Here is an 18,054-nt window from a genome sequence, read left to right on the forward strand (position 1 = left end):
ATTCCTGCCAACCGAGGTTTGTCGTGGCTGAAGATAGCGACGAAGACAAAACAGAATCGCCCACGGCCCACCGACTTGAGAAAGCGCGTGAAGAGGGCCAGATTCCGCGTTCGCGCGAACTCACATCCGTACTGATGCTGCTGGCCGGCATCATGATCCTGTGGATGGGCGGCAACATGATGGCGCACCGGCTGGCGGCGATGGTCGCCACCGGACTCCGTTTTGATCACGGCATGGTCAGAGATGACAAAATTATCGTCAGCCACATCGGCAGCCTGATCACGCAGGCACTGATGGCGCTGCTGCCATTGATGGGCGGTCTGGTGCTGGTGGCAATCGCCGCGCCCATGCTGCTGGGCGGTATCGTTTTCAGCGGTAAATCGATCAAGTTCGACCTGAAGAAGATGAGCCCGATGGCTGGGTTCAAGCGAATGTTTGCGGCGCAGGCCTGGACCGAACTGTTTAAAGGCATCCTCAAGACTATTCTGGTTGGCTCGGTGGGCTGGTGGTACATCTGGAGCCACTGGCCCGAGATGCTGCGGTTGATCAGCGAAGCGCCCGTCACCGCGCTGATTCACGGCATGGAGATGATCGCGGTCTGCTGTTCGCTGGTGATGCTGGGGCTGATCCCGATGGTCGGATATGACGTCTTCTGGCAGCTGCACAGCCACTTTAAAAAGCTGAAGATGTCGATGCAGGAGATCCGCGACGAGCATAAGCAGCAGGAAGGTGACCCGCACGTTAAAGGGCGCATCCGCCAGCAGATGCGCGCCGCAGCGCGACGCCGAATGATGGCGGATGTGCCGAAAGCCGATGTCATCGTCACCAACCCGACGCACTACTCGGTGGCACTGCAGTACAACGAGAAGAAGATGAGTGCGCCGAAAGTGGTGGCGAAAGGCGCAGGTGAGATCGCCCTGAGAATTCGTGAACTGGCTGCCGAACACCGCATCCCGGTTCTGGAAGCACCGCCGCTGGCGCGTGCGTTATACCGACATACTGAAATTGGTCAGCACATTCCCGGCGCGCTCTATGCCGCCGTGGCCGAGGTGCTGGCGTGGGTCTGGCAGTCGCGTCGCTGGAAGCGCGAAGGCGGCCTGATCCCAACCAAACCAAAAAACCTGCCGGTTCCGGCAGAGATGGACTTTGCAGGAGAGAGCAAAAACGATGGCTAATAACCTGGCCGCAAAACTACGTTTACCGGGCAACTTTAAAGATATGCAGTGGCAGGTGCTGGCCGGGCCGGTACTGATCCTGATGATCCTGTCGATGATGGTTCTGCCATTACCGCCGTTCATCCTCGATCTGCTGTTCACCTTTAACATTGCGCTGTCGATCATGATCCTGCTGGTGGCGATGTTCACCCAGCGGACCCTGGAGTTTGCGGCGTTCCCGACCATTCTGCTGTTCTCTACCTTGCTGCGTCTGGCGCTGAACGTGGCCTCAACCCGTATCATCCTGATGGAAGGGCATACGGGTGCCGCCGCGGCAGGACAGGTGGTTGAAGCGTTCGGTCACTTCCTGGTGGGCGGTAACTTCGCCATCGGTATCGTGGTGTTTATCATCCTCGTCATCATCAACTTTATGGTTATCACCAAAGGTGCCGGCCGTATCGCCGAAGTGGGCGCGCGCTTTGTGCTGGACGGGATGCCCGGTAAGCAGATGGCGATCGATGCCGACCTCAACGCCGGTCTGATCGGTGAAGATGACGCCAAACGCCGCCGTGCCGAAGTGACCCAGGAAGCGGACTTCTACGGTTCGATGGACGGTGCCAGTAAGTTCGTTCGTGGTGATGCCGTCGCCGGTATTATGATCATGGTGATCAACGTCATCGGCGGCCTGCTGGTGGGCGTGGTGCAGCACGGTATGGATGTGGGTCATGCCGCAGAGACCTATACGCTGCTGACCATCGGTGATGGTCTGGTCGCGCAGATCCCGGCGCTGGTTATCTCTACCGCAGCCGGTGTTATCGTGACGCGCGTTGCCACCGATCAGGATGTCGGCGAGCAGATGGTCACCCAGCTGTTCAAAGATCCGCGCGTGCTGATGCTGAGTGCCGGCGTGATTGGTCTGCTCGGTCTGGTGCCGGGCATGCCGAACTTCGTCTTCCTGCTGTTCACCGCCGCCTTACTGGGTCTGGCCTGGTGGCTGCGCGGCCGCGAAATGCAGCCGAAGAAGAAAGTGGAAGTCACGGGCGGCATCGCCAAAACGGCGGACACGCCAGCCGCCACCGAAGCGTCGTGGACCGATGTGCAACTGGAAGATACGCTGGGCATGGAAGTGGGCTATCGCCTGATTCCGATGGTCGATCATCAGCAAAATGGTGAACTGCTGGGACGTATCCGCAGTATCCGTAAGAAAGTCGCCCAGGATGTCGGTTTCCTGCCGCCGGTAGTGCATATCCGCGACAACATGGAGCTGCCACCGGCACGCTATCGCATCCTGATGAAAGGGGTGGAGATTGGCAGCGGTGATGCCTATCCTGGCCGCTGGATGGCGATTAACCCGGGCACGGCTGCCGGAAGTCTGCCAGGCGAAGCGACCGTTGATCCTGCCTTTGGACTGGCGGCGGTCTGGATTGATAGCGCGCTGAAAGAGCAGGCACAGATTCAGGGCTTTACCGTGGTTGAAGCCAGTACCGTGGTGGCAACCCACCTTAACCATCTGATTGGCCAGTTCGCCAGCGAGCTGTTTGGCCGTCAGGAAGCGCAGCAGTTGCTGGATCGTGTGACTCAGGAGATGCCGAAGCTGACCGAAGATCTGGTGCCGGGTGTGATCTCGCTGACTACCCTGCACAAGGTGCTGCAGAACCTGCTGGTGGAGCGGGTGTCGATTCGCGATATGCGCACCATTATCGAAACGCTGGCGGAACACGCGCCGGTGCAGAGCGATCCGCAGGAGCTGACCAGCGTGGTGCGTGTGGCGCTGGGCCGTGCGATTACTCAGCAGTGGTTCCCGGGTAATGACGAAGTGCAGGTTATCGGGCTCGATTCCACGCTGGAGCGCCTGCTGTTACAGGCGTTGCAGGGCGGTGGCGGACTGGAGCCGGGTCTGGCCGATCGGCTGTTAAGTCAGGCACAGGCGGCATTACAGCGTCAGGAGATGCTGGGCGCGCCGCCGGTGCTGCTGGTCAATCATCCGCTGCGTGCGCTGCTGGCGCGTTTCCTGCGCCGCAATCTGCCACAGCTGGTGGTGCTCTCTAATCTGGAGCTGAGCGACAACCGTCAGATCCGTATGACTGCCACCATCGGAGGCAAATAATGCGCTGGCTGGTGATGGCATTCGTGATGCTGCCACTGATGGCGCAGGCGGCCGGTGGTGCCTGGAGCGCCACGGCCAATGGGCCGCTGCTGGCGAACCGCGGCAGCTGGCAACGGGCGCAGCCGCTGACGCCGCCCGCCGACATTGGCGGGGAGGTCAGCGTCATTAACTGGCGTTACCAGCTGAGCAGACCGGCTCCGTCCGGCCTGCAGGTGCGCTTGTGCGGCGAACAGCGCTGCACTTCCCTGGAGGGGGCCAGCGGCACCACACGCGGGCTGGCACATCTGAGCGCCAGTGAGACCCTGCATATGGTGTTTGGTTTCGCCGGAAGCGGGGCGCTGCCACCCGGATTACGGGTGGTGAGCAGTGAAGTGATGGTCAATTACGAGTAAGGATATCGTTGCTGAATTGACTGAAGGCGAGCCGGAGATCGCCTCCTGGCTCCCTTGTTACGTGATGACCCTGGCTGTAAACCGATGCTAACCCTGACCCAGCGGCTGACAGATAATTGGCCCGTTTCAAATCCCGTCATGACCAGTGCGTTATAAAGCTTTTCACGCCAGCTGATTCTCTTTCTGCACCAGAAAATCCTTCAATGGTGTTACGCGACTGATCTCCTCCTGTGCCCTGGCATCATGCATCACTTCCCAGATATCGACACTGTTTTGCAGATTAAGCCAGAACTCAACGCTGGTTTCGAAGGCTGCAGCCAGCCTGAAAGCCATATCCGGCGTCAGCTTCCGGTTATTGTTGACCAGGGCGCTGACCGTGTTGCGGTGCACTTTTAGCATCTCCGCTAAGTCGAGAATCTTCAGGCCGGTTGGCTCCAGATATTCGTAAAGTAATACGTCACCGACAGTGGTCGGTTTGCGGGTCGCCTGGTTCATAGTCTTGCTCTCTTTATTACTGACAGAGGTTGATGTGTTACATGCTGTCTTACAGCGCCTGATGCAGCCAGACTCAGTTTTCATCGCTTGTGCGTTTTATAGCTATGAGCATCCAGATAAAGGTCAACGGCCTTACCTTCTATCCATTTAAAGATCAGCCGATATTGCTCATTGACCCTGATTGAAGCATATCCCTTGAGAGGCGGGTTTAGTTCCTCATAACGATTGCCTGGCGGCGACTTTAAATCCTTATAGCTAATCGCCGCATTGATGATGTCGAGCTTTCGCGCCAGCGCTGATGAGAGGCTTGACGGTATTCTTTTGGAAAATTTGCCATATAAAAAATAATCCTTAAGCCAGTCATCCCTGAAACTTTCAATATTCCTTAACGTCGCCACCTCATTACCTCCCTGTATCACACTGAAAACAATTTAACGCACCGATGCACAGTGCGCAAGTGCGTAGTTTGTATTCAGGCGTTCACCCCCTTCATTCCCTCCTCAGAGTAGCGACCGCCTTTAACTTCAATCTGCTGATGAACAGCGTTCAGCATCGCGATATCTTCCTCTTCCAGCTCGATATCTGCGGCCTGCGCGTTTTCAGTAAGGTAAGCGATCTGTTTGGTGCCCGGTATCGGCACAATTTTGTCATACTGTGCCAGTAGCCAGGCCAGCGCAATCTGCCCGGTGGTGGCGTGATATTTCTCAGCCAGTGGCGTCACCGCGTTAAGAAGCTGGAGATTGTGATCGATATTTTCCTGCCGGAAACGGTCATTGTTTTTGCGGAAATCACCCTCGGCAAAATCGCTGTTTTTACGGTATTTACCCGTCAGGAATCCTCTGCCCAGCGGCGAATAGGGCACCAGTCCGATACCGAGCTTTTTCACCATAGGGAGAATCTCTTCTTCAATGTCACGCGTCCAGAGTGAATACTCCGTCTGCAGTGCGGCCAGCGGATGGATCGCCTGCGCCCGATTCAGCGTTGAAGCCGACGCTTCACACAGCCCAATCCGGGCAATCTTTCCCTCCTGCACCAGACGGCTGAGACACTGCATGCTCTCCTCAATCGGTGTCGCCGGACTGATCCGGTGCAGATAAAAGAGATCGATACGCTCAACGCCCAGCCGTTTCAATGATTCATGGCAGCAGCGGGTAATGTAGTCCGGCTGATTGTTGATGGTGCGGGCATAGGCCGCATCAGCAGGACGTTCAATGCCACATTTGGTGGCCACGGTGAATTTCAGCCGTTCGGCCTGATTGAGCCCGGCAAGAAACTGACCTATCAACTGCTCGTTGTGACCGCGCCCATAAAGATCGGCGGTATCGATAAAGGTGATATCCAGATCGCGCAGCTTATTGAGCAGTTGCAGGGAATGACGGTCATCGGTCTGACCATAAAATTCGCTGAGCCCCATCGCGCCATAGCCGATTGCGCTGACGTCCAGACCCTGAGTTAACGTTCGCTTTTTCATTGTCGCTCCTCGTATGTGAGACGCGATTGTTTCACTCCGCGTGAAAGCAATGAATTGCTCTTTCCGTCATGCAAAAAAGGTATCAGGCGGATGAAAGGCCTTCAGAGATATATCCGGCATGCCGATACACTAAGCTCGCAGCAACAGGCTGAGCGGGGATTAACAAGTAAGAAGAGGGGGATGCTTCGCTCTGTTTCAGCGGCGCGGCATCATGCGGACTTTATCGCATCCCCGGGATGAGAGAGTTCTCTCAGCGCATTGAGAACGGCCTCATTTTTTTCATCGGCGCGAATCGCCGCGTAAACATCAATCGCCAGCGGCTGTGCCACATCTTCTGTCAGCGGGCGGTAACAGAGACCTGCCTGATTAAAGGTGCATTTTGACTGCGGCATCAGGGCGAACCCTTTTCCTCTGGCGATGTGCGACAGCATCAGCAGGGAATCGTCCGGCTCTCTCACCCGTTTCAGCGTGACGCTGAGCGTGGCGAAGTAGCGCTCGCATTTATCGTAAAACAGCGGATTGGCGCTGCGGGCAAACCAGAACAGCGGCAGATCGGCCAGCGCTTCCAGCGAGACCCGTTCCGCTACACTGGCAGGATGCGCCGACGGTATGGCTATCAGCAGCGGCTCACGGTAAACCCAGGCGTACTGAACGGTGTCTTCCGCATCCGACCCCTTTTCTCCGGTGAGTATTAAATCCAGACTGTTTTTGGCCAGGCTTTGCAAAAGCTGAGGGGAGGTCAGGCGGGGCATCTCCATCTCTTCGCTGGCATGAAAAGCGGCGAGCAGCCGGTTAAGTGGCGAAATCAGTTCAAAGTTCAGCGTGCGGGTCAGCCCGATGCGTAGTCGTGCCGCGGCGGGCTGCGCATCCTGCTTCAGGGCATTCAGCGCAGTCAGGATCGCTTCCGCCCTCGCGACCAGCGCACGGCCAGAATCGGTGAGCGTTACCTCATGGGTCGTGCGGTTGAACAGCGAGTGGCCCAGCAGATCTTCCAGACTCTGAATCTGACGGGTAAGCGGAGGTTGCGTCATGCTGAGACGTTCTGCGGCCCGGCGAAAATTCAGCTCATGCGCAACAGCCAGAAAGCACTGCAACTGTTTTATGGAGGGAAGGTGGCTGCTGATGAGGTGCGCGGCTACAGACATAACACCATCCTGCTGCGAAGATTTGGGGGATCAGAGCGGATATACGAATTCAGCAACGGAGAGGGAAACCCCTCTCCGTTTCAGAGATTACATGCGCTCGACGGTGTCGATGCCCAGCGTATCCAGACCTTGCTTCAGCGTCTTCGCGGTCAGCGCGGCCAGCTGCAGTCGGCTCAGACGGGTTGTGTCTGATTCTGCGGTGAGAATCGGGCAGTGCTCGTAGAATCCGGAGAACAGACCGGCCAGATCGTAGAGATAGGCACACATCACGTGTGGCGTGCCGTCACGAGCGACCTGCGTAATAACCTCTTCGAACTGCAGCAGACGGGTGGCCAGCTGCGCTTCACGCTCTTCGCTGATCACAATCTCTGCATCCAGCGAATCGGCATCAATGCCCGCCTTGCGGAACACGGAGAGTACGCGGGTATAGGCATACTGCATGTAAGGCGCGGTGTTGCCTTCGAACGCCAGCATGTTGTCCCAGTCGAAAATGTAATCGGTGGTACGGCTTTTTGACAGATCGGCGTATTTCACCGCGCTGATGCCAACCACTTCCGCCAGCGTTTTCACTTCCGCTTCGCTCATCTCCGGGTTCTTCTCACGCACCAGCGTGTAGGCACGCTGATAGGCTTCATCCAGCAGATCGGAGAGCTTGATGGTGCCGCCGCTGCGGGTTTTGAACGGACGGCCATCTTTGCCCAGCATCATGCCGAATGCATGGTGCTCCAGCGGCACTGATTCCGGCACATAACCCGCTTTACGGACGATAGTCCAGGCCTGAACCAGATGCTGATGCTGACGTGAGTCGATGTAATAGAGTACACGATCGGCTTTCAGCGTTTCGTAACGATATTTCGCACAGGCGATATCGGTGGTGGTGTAGAGGTAGCCGCCATCCTTTTTCTGGATGATGACGCCCATCGGTTCACCCTCTTTGTTCTGGAATTCATCCAGGAACACCACGGTCGCACCTTCACTCTCTACCGCTAAGCCTTTCTGTTTCAGATCGGAGACGATACCAGGCAGCATATCGTTATAGAGACTTTCACCCATAACATCGTTGCGCGTCAGCGTGACGTTCATGCGGTCATAGATTTTCTGGTTCTGACTCATGGTGATGTCGACCAGCTTCTTCCACATCTGGCGGCAATAGTCATCGCCGCCCTGTAATTTCACCACATAACTGCGCGCGCGCTCGGCAAACTCAGGATCTTCATCATAAGTGCGCTTGGCTTCACGGTAGAAGCCTTCGAGATCGGCCAGCGCCATCTCTGCATGATCTTCATTCTGCTGCTTTTCCAGGAACGCGATCAGCATACCGAACTGCGTTCCCCAGTCGCCAACGTGGTTCGCACGGATCACTTTATGCCCGAGAAACTCCAGCGTACGCACCGCCGCGTCACCAATGATGGTGGAGCGGACGTGGCCCACATGCATCTCTTTCGCAACGTTAGGCGCAGAGTAGTCGACGACGATAGTCTGGGGCTCGGCCAGTTGCACGCCAAGGCGCGGCAGACGCAGCGCTTCCCGGGCATGGCTGGCCAGCCAGTTGTGGTCAAGGAAGATATTGATGAAGCCCGGCCCGGCAATTTCGACTTTGCTGGCGATGCCGGTCAGGTCGAGGTGCTGAATCACCGTTTCCGCTAATTGTCGCGGTGCCTGTCCCAGCTTTTTCGCCACGGCCATAATGCCGTTGGCCTGATAGTCTCCAAACTGAACCCGGGCGGATTGACGAACCTGGGGTTCGCAATCGGCGGGTGCGCCGGCTAAAACCATTGCCTGACTGACTTTTGCGGAAAGAAGTGCCTGAATATTCACCGAGTTACCTTCATGTGCTGAGCAACGCCCGGACCAGAAAGCCGGGCTGTCATCATCTTGCCTGAGCGCATCGCGTCACGGAGAGGCAGAAACGGATGGGGCAGACAAAACGGAAAAAAATGAGGGGAAAAGTATACGTGAAATGTCAGTGGGCGTCAGCAGTTGGATGAAGCGGGGAAACAGAGCTGAATAAGATGTTTCCCTGAAGCATTAACGACGTCGCAGATGACGGCGTGGGTTCTTTACGCTTTTATCTTCACGCACCTTCCAATGGCGGGAGATTGCAAATCCCATCAGTGCGATCAGGACAGCGACAACGATGAGCATAGACATAGAGCCATTCCTTTTGGTTGTGTTAGGTCAAATTTATAGGAAGGCGGGGTGGGCTGCAATTGTTTGCCAGGTAAATGAGAGTTATCTTATTGTATTAAAGAAGTTGATAATAATCATGTATTTAACATGCTTTCATCAAGGAACTCATGGTCCTAAACAGGAGATAAATCCGAAATGAAAGATGTTATTATAAGGATTAGCGTTAAATTTCGGGCCAAATAAGATGAATCTTATCATTATGTGATGCTCAGCACGCGGCGCGCCAAAAGCCAGGCGGGTTATAAATGCTAAACAAATTGAGAGGAACTGGGGTAGTGACGAGAACTTTTCCGGCAGAATTGGATGATTTAAAGACAGATTTAGGACGTTTTGAAGAATCGTTGCAAAGTTTTGCGCAGCGGCTCGGTTTGCGTCTTACCGATCTGGAAGTGGACCATATCGCGGTGCGTTGCCATCAGGACACGACGGCGATGCGCTGGCAGCAAGGTTTGCAGCAGATTGGCACGCAGTTTTCGGCGGCGATGATCAACGGCAGACAGATTTGTCTGTTTAAACTCCATGACCCGCTGATTGTCGCAGGCAGGCAGATTGATGTGGTTGAACTGCCATGGCCGGGTGAAAAGCGTTATCGCCATGAAGGCTGGGAGCATATTGAGGTGGTGTTACGGGGCGATCATCAGACGCTGGGCGTGCGCGCGATGGCCTTGCTGTCAGATGAGGCGCTGACGCAGCCGGGTATTTCATTTAAAACCAGTTCACCGCAGGGCGAGAATGAGCGCCTGCCCAATCCGACCCTGGCGGTTACGGATGGGCAGACGACAATCAAGTTCCATCCGTGGCGACTGGAGGAGATTGTCGCCAGCGAACAGAACTAAAGGCGGGCAGCTAACGCACGCTTCAGGCGCGCAACGGCTTCGTCGAGCAGCGCGCGGGTACAGCCGAAATTGAGCCGGACAAACTGGTCATTGCCAAACTCACGTCCGGCGGTTAAGCCCAGCCCGTGCTTTTCAAAATAGAGCGCCGGGCTGGCCACACCCAGCGCGCTGGCGTCGATCCAGGCCAGGTAGGTCGCTTCCGGCGAGGCGAGTGACAGGCCGGTCATCTTATTGACCTGCGACACCAGCCAGTCACGGTTACTGCGCAGATAGGCATTCTGCGCATTCAGCCAGGGCTCACCCTCGCGCCATGCCGCTGCTGCTGCCGTGAGTGCCAGAATATCAACATCTGGCACAATGCCGCGTCGTACCCGGTTAAAGCGCGCGCGCAGCCCGGCATTGGGAATGATGGCGATGGAAGCTCCAAGACCGGCAATATTAAAGGACTTTGAGGGCGACATCAGCGTCACGCTACGCTGGGCTGCATCTTCGCTCAGTGAAGCAAAGGGTATGTGCTTAACGCCGGGTTCCAGCAGCAGATCGCTGTGGATCTCGTCGGAACAGACAATCAAATTGTGCTTCTGCGCAAATTCCAGCTGCGCCTGCAGTTCCTCGCGGCGATAGACGGTACCGCCCGGATTCTGCGGGTTGCACAGCATTAACAGCCGCGCTTTATCGTCCAGCTGACCTTCCGGCGCAGCCAGATCCAGCAGCCAGCGTCCCTCTTGCAGCGTCAGTGGCAGCGTGATCTGACCGCGCTCTGCCAGTTTTGCTGCACCGCGAAACGGCGGATAGATGGGTGTTGGCGCAATCGTCAGCTCGTCAGGCGCGGTGAAAGCGCGCACTGCCAGATTGAGCCCGCTTACGATACCCGGCAAAACCACAATCCATTCCGGATTAACGTGCCACTGATAGCGCGAGGCGAGCCAGGCTATCGCACTATCGATAAATTCAACTGGCGTGTCGCCATAGCCAAAAATCCCATGTTCGGCACGGGTTTTAATCGCATCGATGACGCAGTCAGGCGATCGGAAATCGGTGTCTGCCACCCACAACGGCAGAATGTCCTGGTCCGCATATTTGTTCCATTTAAGGCTATCGCTGTGACGACGGTCTATCCGTTGGTCGAAATTGAATGCCATAGTTAACTTTCCCGGTAAACTCATTCCAGCAGCCAGACTAACTGATGAATCTGCCTTGAACCAGAGTCATGTAAAGGAGAAGAGAATGACCACACTGGAAATTTGCTGCTATGGCGTGGATTGCGCTGTGACCGCACAACAGGCGGGCGCCGATCGGGTTGAACTCTGTGCCGCACCGCGTGAAGGCGGCCTGACCCCGTCGGCGGGGATGCTGAATGCCGCCCGGCAAGAAGTTTCGATTCCGGTTCATCCTATTGTCCGGCCACGTGGTGGCGATTTTTGTTACACCGCACGCGAATTTGAAGCGATGAAATCGGATGTGGCGTTAATCCGTGAACTCGGTTTTCCTGGTCTGGTGATTGGGATGCTGGATGAAGATGCTCACATTCATCATGGTCAGATGCGGCAGATTATGGCGCTGTGTGACGGCCTGGCCGTAACCTTTCATCGCGCCTTCGATCTCTGTCACAGCCCTAAGCGTGCGCTGGAAGAACTAACGGATTTGGGAGTGGCGCGTATTCTGACATCCGGTCAGCAGCAGAGCGCTGAAAACGGAATTGCATTACTCAGGGAACTAAATGAGGCCAGCACCGGTCCTATTATTATGGCGGGTGCCGGGGTACGTCTCAGCAACCTGCAAAAGTTTCTCGACATGGGGATTGATGAAGTTCACAGCTCGGCCAGCCGCCTTGTCGCGTCGCCGATGCGCTACCGCAAAGCGGGGGTCTCCATGTGTTCAGAAGCCGAGACTGACGAGTTCAGCCGCTACTGTGTAGACGGCGATGTGGTTGAGGCGATGAAAAGCGTGATGCAGATGAGCACCGTTCGGGTCGCCTGAACCACAACAGATTTTGCCGCGCAGCACGCCGATCATTGACGTGGTGTTTGCAAGTACCAAACCCCAGTATCCTTGCTGGGGTTCTTTTTGTGTAAAACACACTCCGTTCTGGCTAAATCGTTTTGCGCTTCTCTGGCATATTATTGATGTCAGAGGGATCTGAAATCTGGCTGCAGCGAAGTTATCACTCTTTCGCCTGGCTCGATAAAAATCACCTGCTCCTTATTAATCATTACATGTCATCCAGGACTTTCAGGCCCGGCAGCAACGTAATCACCCGCTTTATTCGTTATGCTGAAACCGTGTCGCCTCTCCGGTCCTTAAAACCTTAAAAGGCGATGCAGGCTGAAATCTTCACAGATTGCCGCTGTTCATCACCGCAGCGTTTACACTGAAAGCAACGTCGCCTGGAAAAGTATCCTATGAAACCCAATCCGATTGCTGCCCTGACTCTGATCCTGACTGCTCTCTGCAGTGGCAGCGCTGCGGCCAGCGCATGCAGCCCGAACAACGCTGCTGTGGCTAACAGCAATAACCTGATTTTGCTGGGCGGGAATGCGAAAGGCGCGGTGAAGCAGGTGGTTGCGGGTGAGTTTGGCAAAGATGTGAACTCGCAAAAGCGCGTACTGGGGCAGTTTGACGCCTGTGGCGATCTGACGGTTGCCGACGTCAGCTATGACAAAAGTGAGCGCAACGTTATTCTCAGTATGGAGCAACACATTGCCCGGGTGCAGGGCGGCTGGGTGGCGGAATATGCTTATCTGGTAAAAGTGCTGAAAGAGGGCAAAGAGGTGGTGGTCGATAACCGACAGGGGACGATTAACTGGCAGAAAGGTCAGCATGGCAACATTACCAGCGCCTCCGACAGGTTTACCAGCATGGGTAAAAGCGGCTTTACCGACACGACTTATCGCTATGATCGGCAGTTCCGGCTGGAGAAGAGCGTGGCGCGCGGCAGCGATCCCCTGACCAACGGTGAAAATCATTACCACTGGAATCCGCAGGGTCTGGTGACCCGCACCACATCGGCCCGCAGCACCGACAGTTATACCTACGATCCCCAATGGCGTGAAGTGCGGCTCAACGGCACGGCGACCACACCGCTGAGCACCATCCGGTCAGTAGATGAGTGTCAGTCCTGGGATCAGGTGGGTAACTGTACCCTGAGCTATCTGCACGAGACCGAAATCTTCACGCGCGGCACTATTGAGCGCCATCTCAGTTCCGCCTACAAATATGAGTACTGGGACCAGCCGGCGGCGGCGGAGTAAAAGGCGATCGGATGATCGCCTGTCGGGTGGTTATTTAACCGTCTGACTAAAGGCATCCAGCGCCAGCAGCGCGTTTGCAATATCTTCCGGTGAAAGGTTTGGATTAAGGTTTTTCAGCGTGTCGCCCTCACTGTTCGCCAGTGCACCCACTTTAACCAGATTCTCCCAGCTCTCATTTTCCAGATGCAGTTCCCGGAGCGTGGTCGGCATGTTGATCGAGCGATAGAAGCGGATATAGCGCGCAATGTCCTCATCCGGACGCTTCTCAAGCACCATCTGCGTCAGTGTGCCGTAGGCGACTTTCTCGCCATGGGTCAGATGGTGGATATCACCATCAATCGCGGTGAACCCATTATGAATAGCGTGCGCAGCTGCCAGCCCTCCGTTTTCAAAACCCAGCCCTGATAGCAGCGTATTCGCCTCAACCACCGCTTCCACGGCGGGCGTCACTCGTTTTTGGGTGACGGCAACATAGGCGCTGTAACCCCAGGTAAGCAGCGTTTCTTCACAGGCACGGGCAATCGCCAGTCCGGCAATTGTCGGATCACCATTGACCATCGATTTTGAATGCGAACGCGCCACCGCCTGCGCTTCAACCCAGGTCGCCAGGCCATCTGCAATGCCGGAGGCAAAGAGTCGTGCTGGCGCACTGGCGCAGACGGCGGTGTCCACCAGCACCAAATCAGGATTTTTGCTGTAGAAGCGATAGCTCTCAAATACGCCGCTATCAGAATAGATGACCGACAGCGCGCTACAGGGGGCGTCGGTGGAGGCGATCGTAGGCACGATGGCTACCGGCTGCTTCAGCTCATCCGCCACCGCTTTAACCGTATCCAGCGTTTTGCCGCCGCCCAGCCCGACAACCACGTTACAGCCCTGACTTTTCGCCAGCTGGCTCAGACGGGTGATCTCATTGCTCGACGCCTCGCCGTTGAACTGGTGCCAGTTGAAGGTAACGCCCGCCTTTTGCAGCGCCTGTTGGGCGCGTTCGCCAATCAATTTCCAGACGACATCATCCGCGACCAGGAAAGCGTTATCACCCAGTTCGGCCACGTAGGGACCCAGTTCATCCAGCACGCCCGCGCCCTGCACATATTTACGGGGTGAAGAGAAGATAAATTTACTCATAATCACAGCTCCTTAATATGAAGTTAAACCGCCCTTAGCCTGGCACACGCTGACGAACAGGGAGAGTGTTCAGGGTGAGATAATTCGACGGGCCTGTTACGCTGGCAGGACACCCATACGCTGCTGACCGGCTGTTACCTCCAGGGAGAACGCCATGACCACCACGCTGTTTTCATTTCTGTTTGCCATCACCATACTGACGCTGACGCCGGGCTTTGATACCGCGCTGGTGCTGCGCTCTGCAGTCGCTCAGGGCGCAAAGCGCGCCAGCGTGACGGCACTGGGTATCACGCTCGGCTGTCTGGTCTGGGGTGTTGCGGTGGGATTCGGTTTAGGCGCGCTGCTGCTGGCCTCCGAAATGGCCTATAACCTGCTTAAATGGCTGGGTGCCGCCTGGTTACTTTATCTGGGGCTGAAATTGTTGCTGAAACCCCGTCAGACAGCAATCGACACGCAACAACCGGCGCTGCAACAGGGCTATCTTGCCTGCTTCAGCCGCGGGCTGCTGGGCAATCTGCTAAACCCCAAAGTGGGGATCTTCTATGTGAGTTTTTTGCCACAGTTTATCCCGGCGGGGGCGTCGGTGGCGCTCTGGTGTAGTCTGATGGCGCTGGCACACATGCTGCTGGGGCTGATCTGGAATGCGGTACTGATTGGCGGCAGCCACTATTTCGCCGGTCATTTGCGCAAACCGCGGGTGCTGAAGGTGATGGATCGCCTGACCGGCTGTGTGTTTATAGGATTTGCGGCGAAACTGGCGTTGTCTCGCCGCTAGGGCATTACGGTTTGGTGGCGACCAGCACGGCGCGCAGAGGCGCCGGATAGCCCTCAACCGTTTTGCTGGGGTCATCGGGATCGAGGAATTCAGCCAGAGACTCGCTGGTCATCCAGTCGGTGCGGCGTTGCTCTTCAGTGGTAGTGAGGGCGAAATCGACAATCCGTACATCCACAAAGCCGCTTTTTTCCAGCCAGCTTTTCAGCGCTTCAGCTGACGGAATAAAGAAGACATTGCGCATCTGCGCATATCGCTCACCAGGCACCAGCACCTGATTTACATCGCCCTCAATCACCAGCGTCTCCAGCACCAGTTCGCCACCGCTGACCAGCTGATTCTTAAGCTGTAACAGGTGATCCAGCGGCGAACGGCGATGATAGAGCACGCCCATCGAGAACACGGTATCGAATGCCTGCAACACCGGTAACTGCTCAATGCCCAGCGGCAGCATATGCGCCCGGCGATCGTCGTTCAGCAGCTTACGCACCGCTTCGAACTGCACCAGGAACAGCTGCATTGGATCGATGCCAACCACCAGATGGGCACCCGCGCCAATCATCCGCCACATGTGATAGCCACTGCCGCAGCCCACATCGAGCACTGTGCGGCCGGCCAGTGGAGAGATGTGCGGTAGTACGCGCTCCCACTTCCAGTCCGAACGCCATTCGGTGTTGATGTGGGTGCCATAAAGGAAATAGGGCCCCTTGCGCCACGGCATCAGGTTGCGCAGTAATTTCTCAATACCCTGACGATGGCGATCGCTGATGTCATCGCGGTCGGCAGTAACGCTGTGCAGCAGGTCAAGCTTTTGAGGTTCCAGCAGCGGCAGATACTCCAGCGACTTGTACCAGTCGCGGAAGTGCCCATGCAGGTTTTCACGCTGCCACTCGCTGATTTGCGCCGGTAACACTTCCAGCCACTTCGCCAGCGGTCCCACCGCAATTTGCTGATAAAAACGGCCAAAGTCGATCATTTCAACGCCACCAGAGATCCAAAATTAAAGCACTGGAACCAGAGTTCGGCGTGCGAGAAACCGGCCTGTTTCAGACGGGCTTTATGAGCTTCAACGCTGTCAGTCAGCATCACATTTTCCAGCATGCTGCGTTTCTGGCTGATTTCCAGTTCGCTGTAGCCGTTGGCGCGCTTGAAGTCGTGATGCATGTTAAACAGCAGCTCACCGACTTCGGCATCTTCAAAACTGAATTTTTCTGACAGCACCAGCGCGCCGCCCGGTTTCAGTCCCTGCCAGATCTTTTCCAGCAGCGCCAGACGCGCAGGCGGTTCCAGAAACTGCAGCGTAAAGTTGAGTACCACCAGAGAGGCGTTCTCAATCTCAATGTCGCGGATATCCGCTTCCAGCACCGTTACCGGCGTGTCCGCGCGAAACGCATCAAGATGCCGACGACAGCGCTCCACCATCGCCGGGGAGTTATCCACTGCAATGATCTGGCAACCCGGCACCTGAATATTGCGGCGCACCGACAGGGTGGCCGCGCCCAGCGAGCAGCCCAGGTCATAAACCTTGCTGTCCGGGGTAACAAAACGTTCTGCCAGCATGCCAATCATCGAAATGATGTTGGAGTAGCCCGGCACCGAGCGCTGAATCATGTCAGGAAAGACTTCAGCTACACGCTCGTCAAAAGTCCAGTCGCCCAGTTTTGCAATGGGCGCTGAGAAGAGTTGATCGCGGTCAGACATATCGAAAATCCGAAGAGACGACGGAAAGGGCGCTATTCTCGCAGAAAGTGGGGCGGGCTGCACCCCTTAACCCAGGCCAGCTTAATGCAGCGTCAGCACCAGTTCCCACGGCATATAGATCAGGTTAAAAATCACCATGCCGCAGAGGGAAAACAGCGTCAGCAGCATGCCATATTTGCGGCCTGCCATTGCGCTGCTGCGCAAACCCCAGGCGTGCAGCAGGCGACTGATAAAGAACAGCAGACCCGTGAGATGCACCATCCAGATATCGGCGCCGTTCATCTCCATCATTACCAGCAGGAACAGCGCCAGCGGAATGGTTTCGATGGCGTTGCCGTGAATGCGAATCGCCATTTTCAGGTCATGGTAGCCGCCATCGCCATACGCCATACGGTAGAATCGGCGATAGCGGACCACGTCCAGCGTGAATTTCATCACCAGTAATGCACCCATCACCACATATAACGCGCTAACCATTGCCACCCCTGCGACTGTCCATAATGCTTCTATTCTAACGGGCGTGCAGCCCGCTGTCCTGGGCAGGAATCAAAACAGTGACGTCTGCTGCGGCCAGTCCGGTCCGCTACCTATGCCGGGATCGATCTGTTGTAGCTGCGGCCAGAGCGCCTGCACCAGCGGAAAGACCTGACCCATATCGGGCGTGTGCAGAAACAGCATGGCGTCGCCCTGTTGCTGCCAATCTGTCAGTTTGTCACGCCAGATCTGAAACAGCGGCACGCTCTCTTCCACACTGTCGCTGCCGATAAACCGCACCATCGGCTGCGAGCCGGTTCGCAATGCATGAGGCGGCACCCGGGGTTTTTGCGCGCGGGCCACCAGCGCGGCCGGACTTTGCGAGGTAGAGGCGTGAACCGGACGGCTGTCGAGCATCACGCGATTGATGCCGCGCGCCAGCAGGCCGCGATTCAGCGCCCGTTCAGCATCCCCTTTAGCGAAGAAAGCGGGATGGCGGACTTCGACGCCATAGTGAAAACGGCGCGGCAGGCTGTCGAGAAAGCACCACAGGTCGTCGAGCTGCGTCGGGGAGAAGCTGGCAGGCAGTTGCAGCCAGTACTGACCGATGCGATCGGCCAGCGGCTCCATCAGGCGCAGGAAATCGGTCAGCAGGTCGTCGCTGTGCTGCAGCGCCGCCTGATGGCTGATGGTATTAGGAAACTTAAAGCAGAAGCGAAACGCATCGTGCGTCATATCGCGCCAGCGCATCACCGTTTCCGGATTTGGCAGCGCATAGAGCGTGGTATTTCCCTCTACACAATGGAAATAGCGGGCATAGTCCGCCAGGCTTTCGATGCCCCAGCGTTTCCAGTGTGAATGCTGCCACTGGGGCAGGCCAATACGAAGTGTCACGCGCGCTCCTGGCTGCAGATTAAGATACCCCATTATCCGCTATG

At 56.3% G+C, this 18,054-nt stretch carries 19 protein-coding genes; 7 read left to right on the forward strand and 12 right to left on the reverse strand.

Features of this window, described 5'->3' with window-relative positions; genetic code table 11:
- Positions 1–23 precede the first annotated feature (23 nt).
- Genes flhB through flhE form a run of 3 tightly spaced genes read left to right on the forward strand, consistent with a single transcriptional unit; the run spans position 24 to position 3,653 of the window.
- On the forward strand, positions 24–1,175 hold the full coding sequence (gene flhB, locus OK409_RS03265; protein WP_010258565.1) for a flagellar biosynthesis protein FlhB: 1,152 nt from the start codon (positions 24–26) through the stop codon (positions 1,173–1,175).
- On the forward strand, positions 1,168–3,261 hold the full coding sequence (gene flhA / locus OK409_RS03270; RefSeq protein ID WP_010258569.1) for a flagellar biosynthesis protein FlhA: 2,094 nt from the start codon (positions 1,168–1,170) through the stop codon (positions 3,259–3,261). The genes flhB and flhA overlap by 8 nt, the downstream gene beginning before the upstream one ends.
- Positions 3,261–3,653, forward strand: coding sequence for a flagellar protein FlhE (flhE, locus tag OK409_RS03275; RefSeq protein ID WP_010670816.1), 393 nt, complete (start codon positions 3,261–3,263; stop codon positions 3,651–3,653). The genes flhA and flhE overlap by 1 nt, the downstream gene beginning before the upstream one ends.
- 162 nt (positions 3,654–3,815) lie before the next feature.
- On the opposite strand, the gene OK409_RS03280 is transcribed toward flhE, so the two are convergent.
- From OK409_RS03280 to OK409_RS03305, 6 genes are all read right to left on the reverse strand, one after another.
- A complete protein-coding gene (locus tag OK409_RS03280; protein ID WP_010258577.1) occupies positions 3,816–4,148 on the reverse strand; it encodes a HigA family addiction module antitoxin in 333 nt (110 codons plus the stop codon).
- Between the two features lie 80 nt (positions 4,149–4,228).
- Entirely contained in the window at positions 4,229–4,546 is a 318-nt protein-coding gene (locus tag OK409_RS03285; RefSeq protein ID WP_010670815.1) for a type II toxin-antitoxin system RelE/ParE family toxin, read from the reverse strand.
- 74 nt (positions 4,547–4,620) lie between these two features.
- On the reverse strand, positions 4,621–5,619 hold the full coding sequence (locus OK409_RS03290) for an aldo/keto reductase (protein WP_064691409.1): 999 nt from the start codon (positions 5,617–5,619) through the stop codon (positions 4,621–4,623).
- Positions 5,620–5,828: 209 nt separating this feature from the next.
- On the reverse strand, positions 5,829–6,764 hold the full coding sequence (locus OK409_RS03295) for a LysR family transcriptional regulator (protein ID WP_264366744.1): 936 nt from the start codon (positions 6,762–6,764) through the stop codon (positions 5,829–5,831).
- An 87-nt stretch (positions 6,765–6,851) separates the two neighbouring features.
- A complete protein-coding gene (gene argS, locus OK409_RS03300; protein WP_010258588.1) occupies positions 6,852–8,582 on the reverse strand; it encodes an arginine--tRNA ligase in 1,731 nt (576 codons plus the stop codon).
- Positions 8,583–8,792: 210 nt separating this feature from the next.
- Entirely contained in the window at positions 8,793–8,915 is a 123-nt protein-coding gene (locus OK409_RS03305; protein WP_009089698.1) for a hypothetical protein, read from the reverse strand.
- Between the two features lie 314 nt (positions 8,916–9,229).
- On the opposite strand from OK409_RS03305, the gene OK409_RS03310 reads away from it, so the two are divergent.
- Complete coding sequence (locus OK409_RS03310; protein ID WP_061703859.1) at positions 9,230–9,790, forward strand: VOC family protein; 561 nt, start codon at positions 9,230–9,232, stop codon at positions 9,788–9,790.
- Here OK409_RS03310 and OK409_RS03315 read toward each other — a convergent pair.
- The gene (locus OK409_RS03315; protein WP_264366745.1) at positions 9,787–10,932 is read right to left on the reverse strand and encodes a MalY/PatB family protein; all 1,146 of its coding nucleotides are present in this window, start codon (positions 10,930–10,932) and stop codon (positions 9,787–9,789) included. The genes OK409_RS03310 and OK409_RS03315 overlap by 4 nt on opposite strands.
- An 85-nt stretch (positions 10,933–11,017) precedes the next feature.
- On the opposite strand from OK409_RS03315, the gene cutC reads away from it, so the two are divergent.
- Complete coding sequence (cutC, locus tag OK409_RS03320) at positions 11,018–11,770, forward strand: copper homeostasis protein CutC (RefSeq protein ID WP_010258601.1); 753 nt, start codon at positions 11,018–11,020, stop codon at positions 11,768–11,770.
- A 422-nt stretch (positions 11,771–12,192) separates the two neighbouring features.
- Positions 12,193–13,041 (forward strand): hypothetical protein, encoded by an 849-nt coding sequence (locus OK409_RS03325; protein ID WP_179257351.1) that lies wholly within the window; start codon positions 12,193–12,195, stop codon positions 13,039–13,041.
- A gap of 30 nt (positions 13,042–13,071) precedes the next feature.
- Here OK409_RS03325 and OK409_RS03330 read toward each other — a convergent pair whose 3' ends face one another.
- Positions 13,072–14,169 (reverse strand): glycerol dehydrogenase, encoded by a 1,098-nt coding sequence (locus OK409_RS03330; RefSeq protein ID WP_010670808.1) that lies wholly within the window; start codon positions 14,167–14,169, stop codon positions 13,072–13,074.
- Between the two features lie 154 nt (positions 14,170–14,323).
- On the opposite strand from OK409_RS03330, the gene OK409_RS03335 reads away from it, so the two are divergent.
- Positions 14,324–14,944 carry a LysE family translocator gene (locus tag OK409_RS03335; RefSeq protein ID WP_052270585.1) on the forward strand — a complete coding sequence of 207 codons (621 nt, stop codon included), beginning with the start codon at positions 14,324–14,326 and terminating at the stop codon, positions 14,942–14,944.
- 4 nt (positions 14,945–14,948) lie between these two features.
- Here the strand turns inward: OK409_RS03335 and cmoB are convergent, their stop codons facing one another.
- The 4 genes from cmoB to OK409_RS03355 form a co-directional block, all read right to left on the reverse strand.
- Positions 14,949–15,917, reverse strand: a complete 969-nt coding sequence (gene cmoB, locus OK409_RS03340; RefSeq protein WP_010258611.1) for a tRNA 5-methoxyuridine(34)/uridine 5-oxyacetic acid(34) synthase CmoB — start codon at positions 15,915–15,917, stop codon at positions 14,949–14,951.
- The gene (cmoA, locus tag OK409_RS03345; protein WP_010258614.1) at positions 15,914–16,642 is read right to left on the reverse strand and encodes a carboxy-S-adenosyl-L-methionine synthase CmoA; all 729 of its coding nucleotides are present in this window, start codon (positions 16,640–16,642) and stop codon (positions 15,914–15,916) included. The genes cmoB and cmoA overlap by 4 nt, the downstream gene beginning before the upstream one ends.
- A gap of 81 nt (positions 16,643–16,723) precedes the next feature.
- Positions 16,724–17,119: an MAPEG family protein gene (locus OK409_RS03350; protein WP_264366746.1), complete on the reverse strand. Its 396-nt coding sequence runs from the start codon at positions 17,117–17,119 to the stop codon at positions 16,724–16,726.
- Between the two features lie 69 nt (positions 17,120–17,188).
- A complete protein-coding gene (locus OK409_RS03355) occupies positions 17,189–18,010 on the reverse strand; it encodes a DUF72 domain-containing protein (protein ID WP_022625514.1) in 822 nt (273 codons plus the stop codon).
- Positions 18,011–18,054 lie beyond the last annotated feature (44 nt).

It is taken from the genome of Pantoea sp. RG18, assembly GCF_025910075.1.
Lineage (GTDB): Bacteria > Pseudomonadota > Gammaproteobacteria > Enterobacterales > Enterobacteriaceae > Pantoea > Pantoea agglomerans.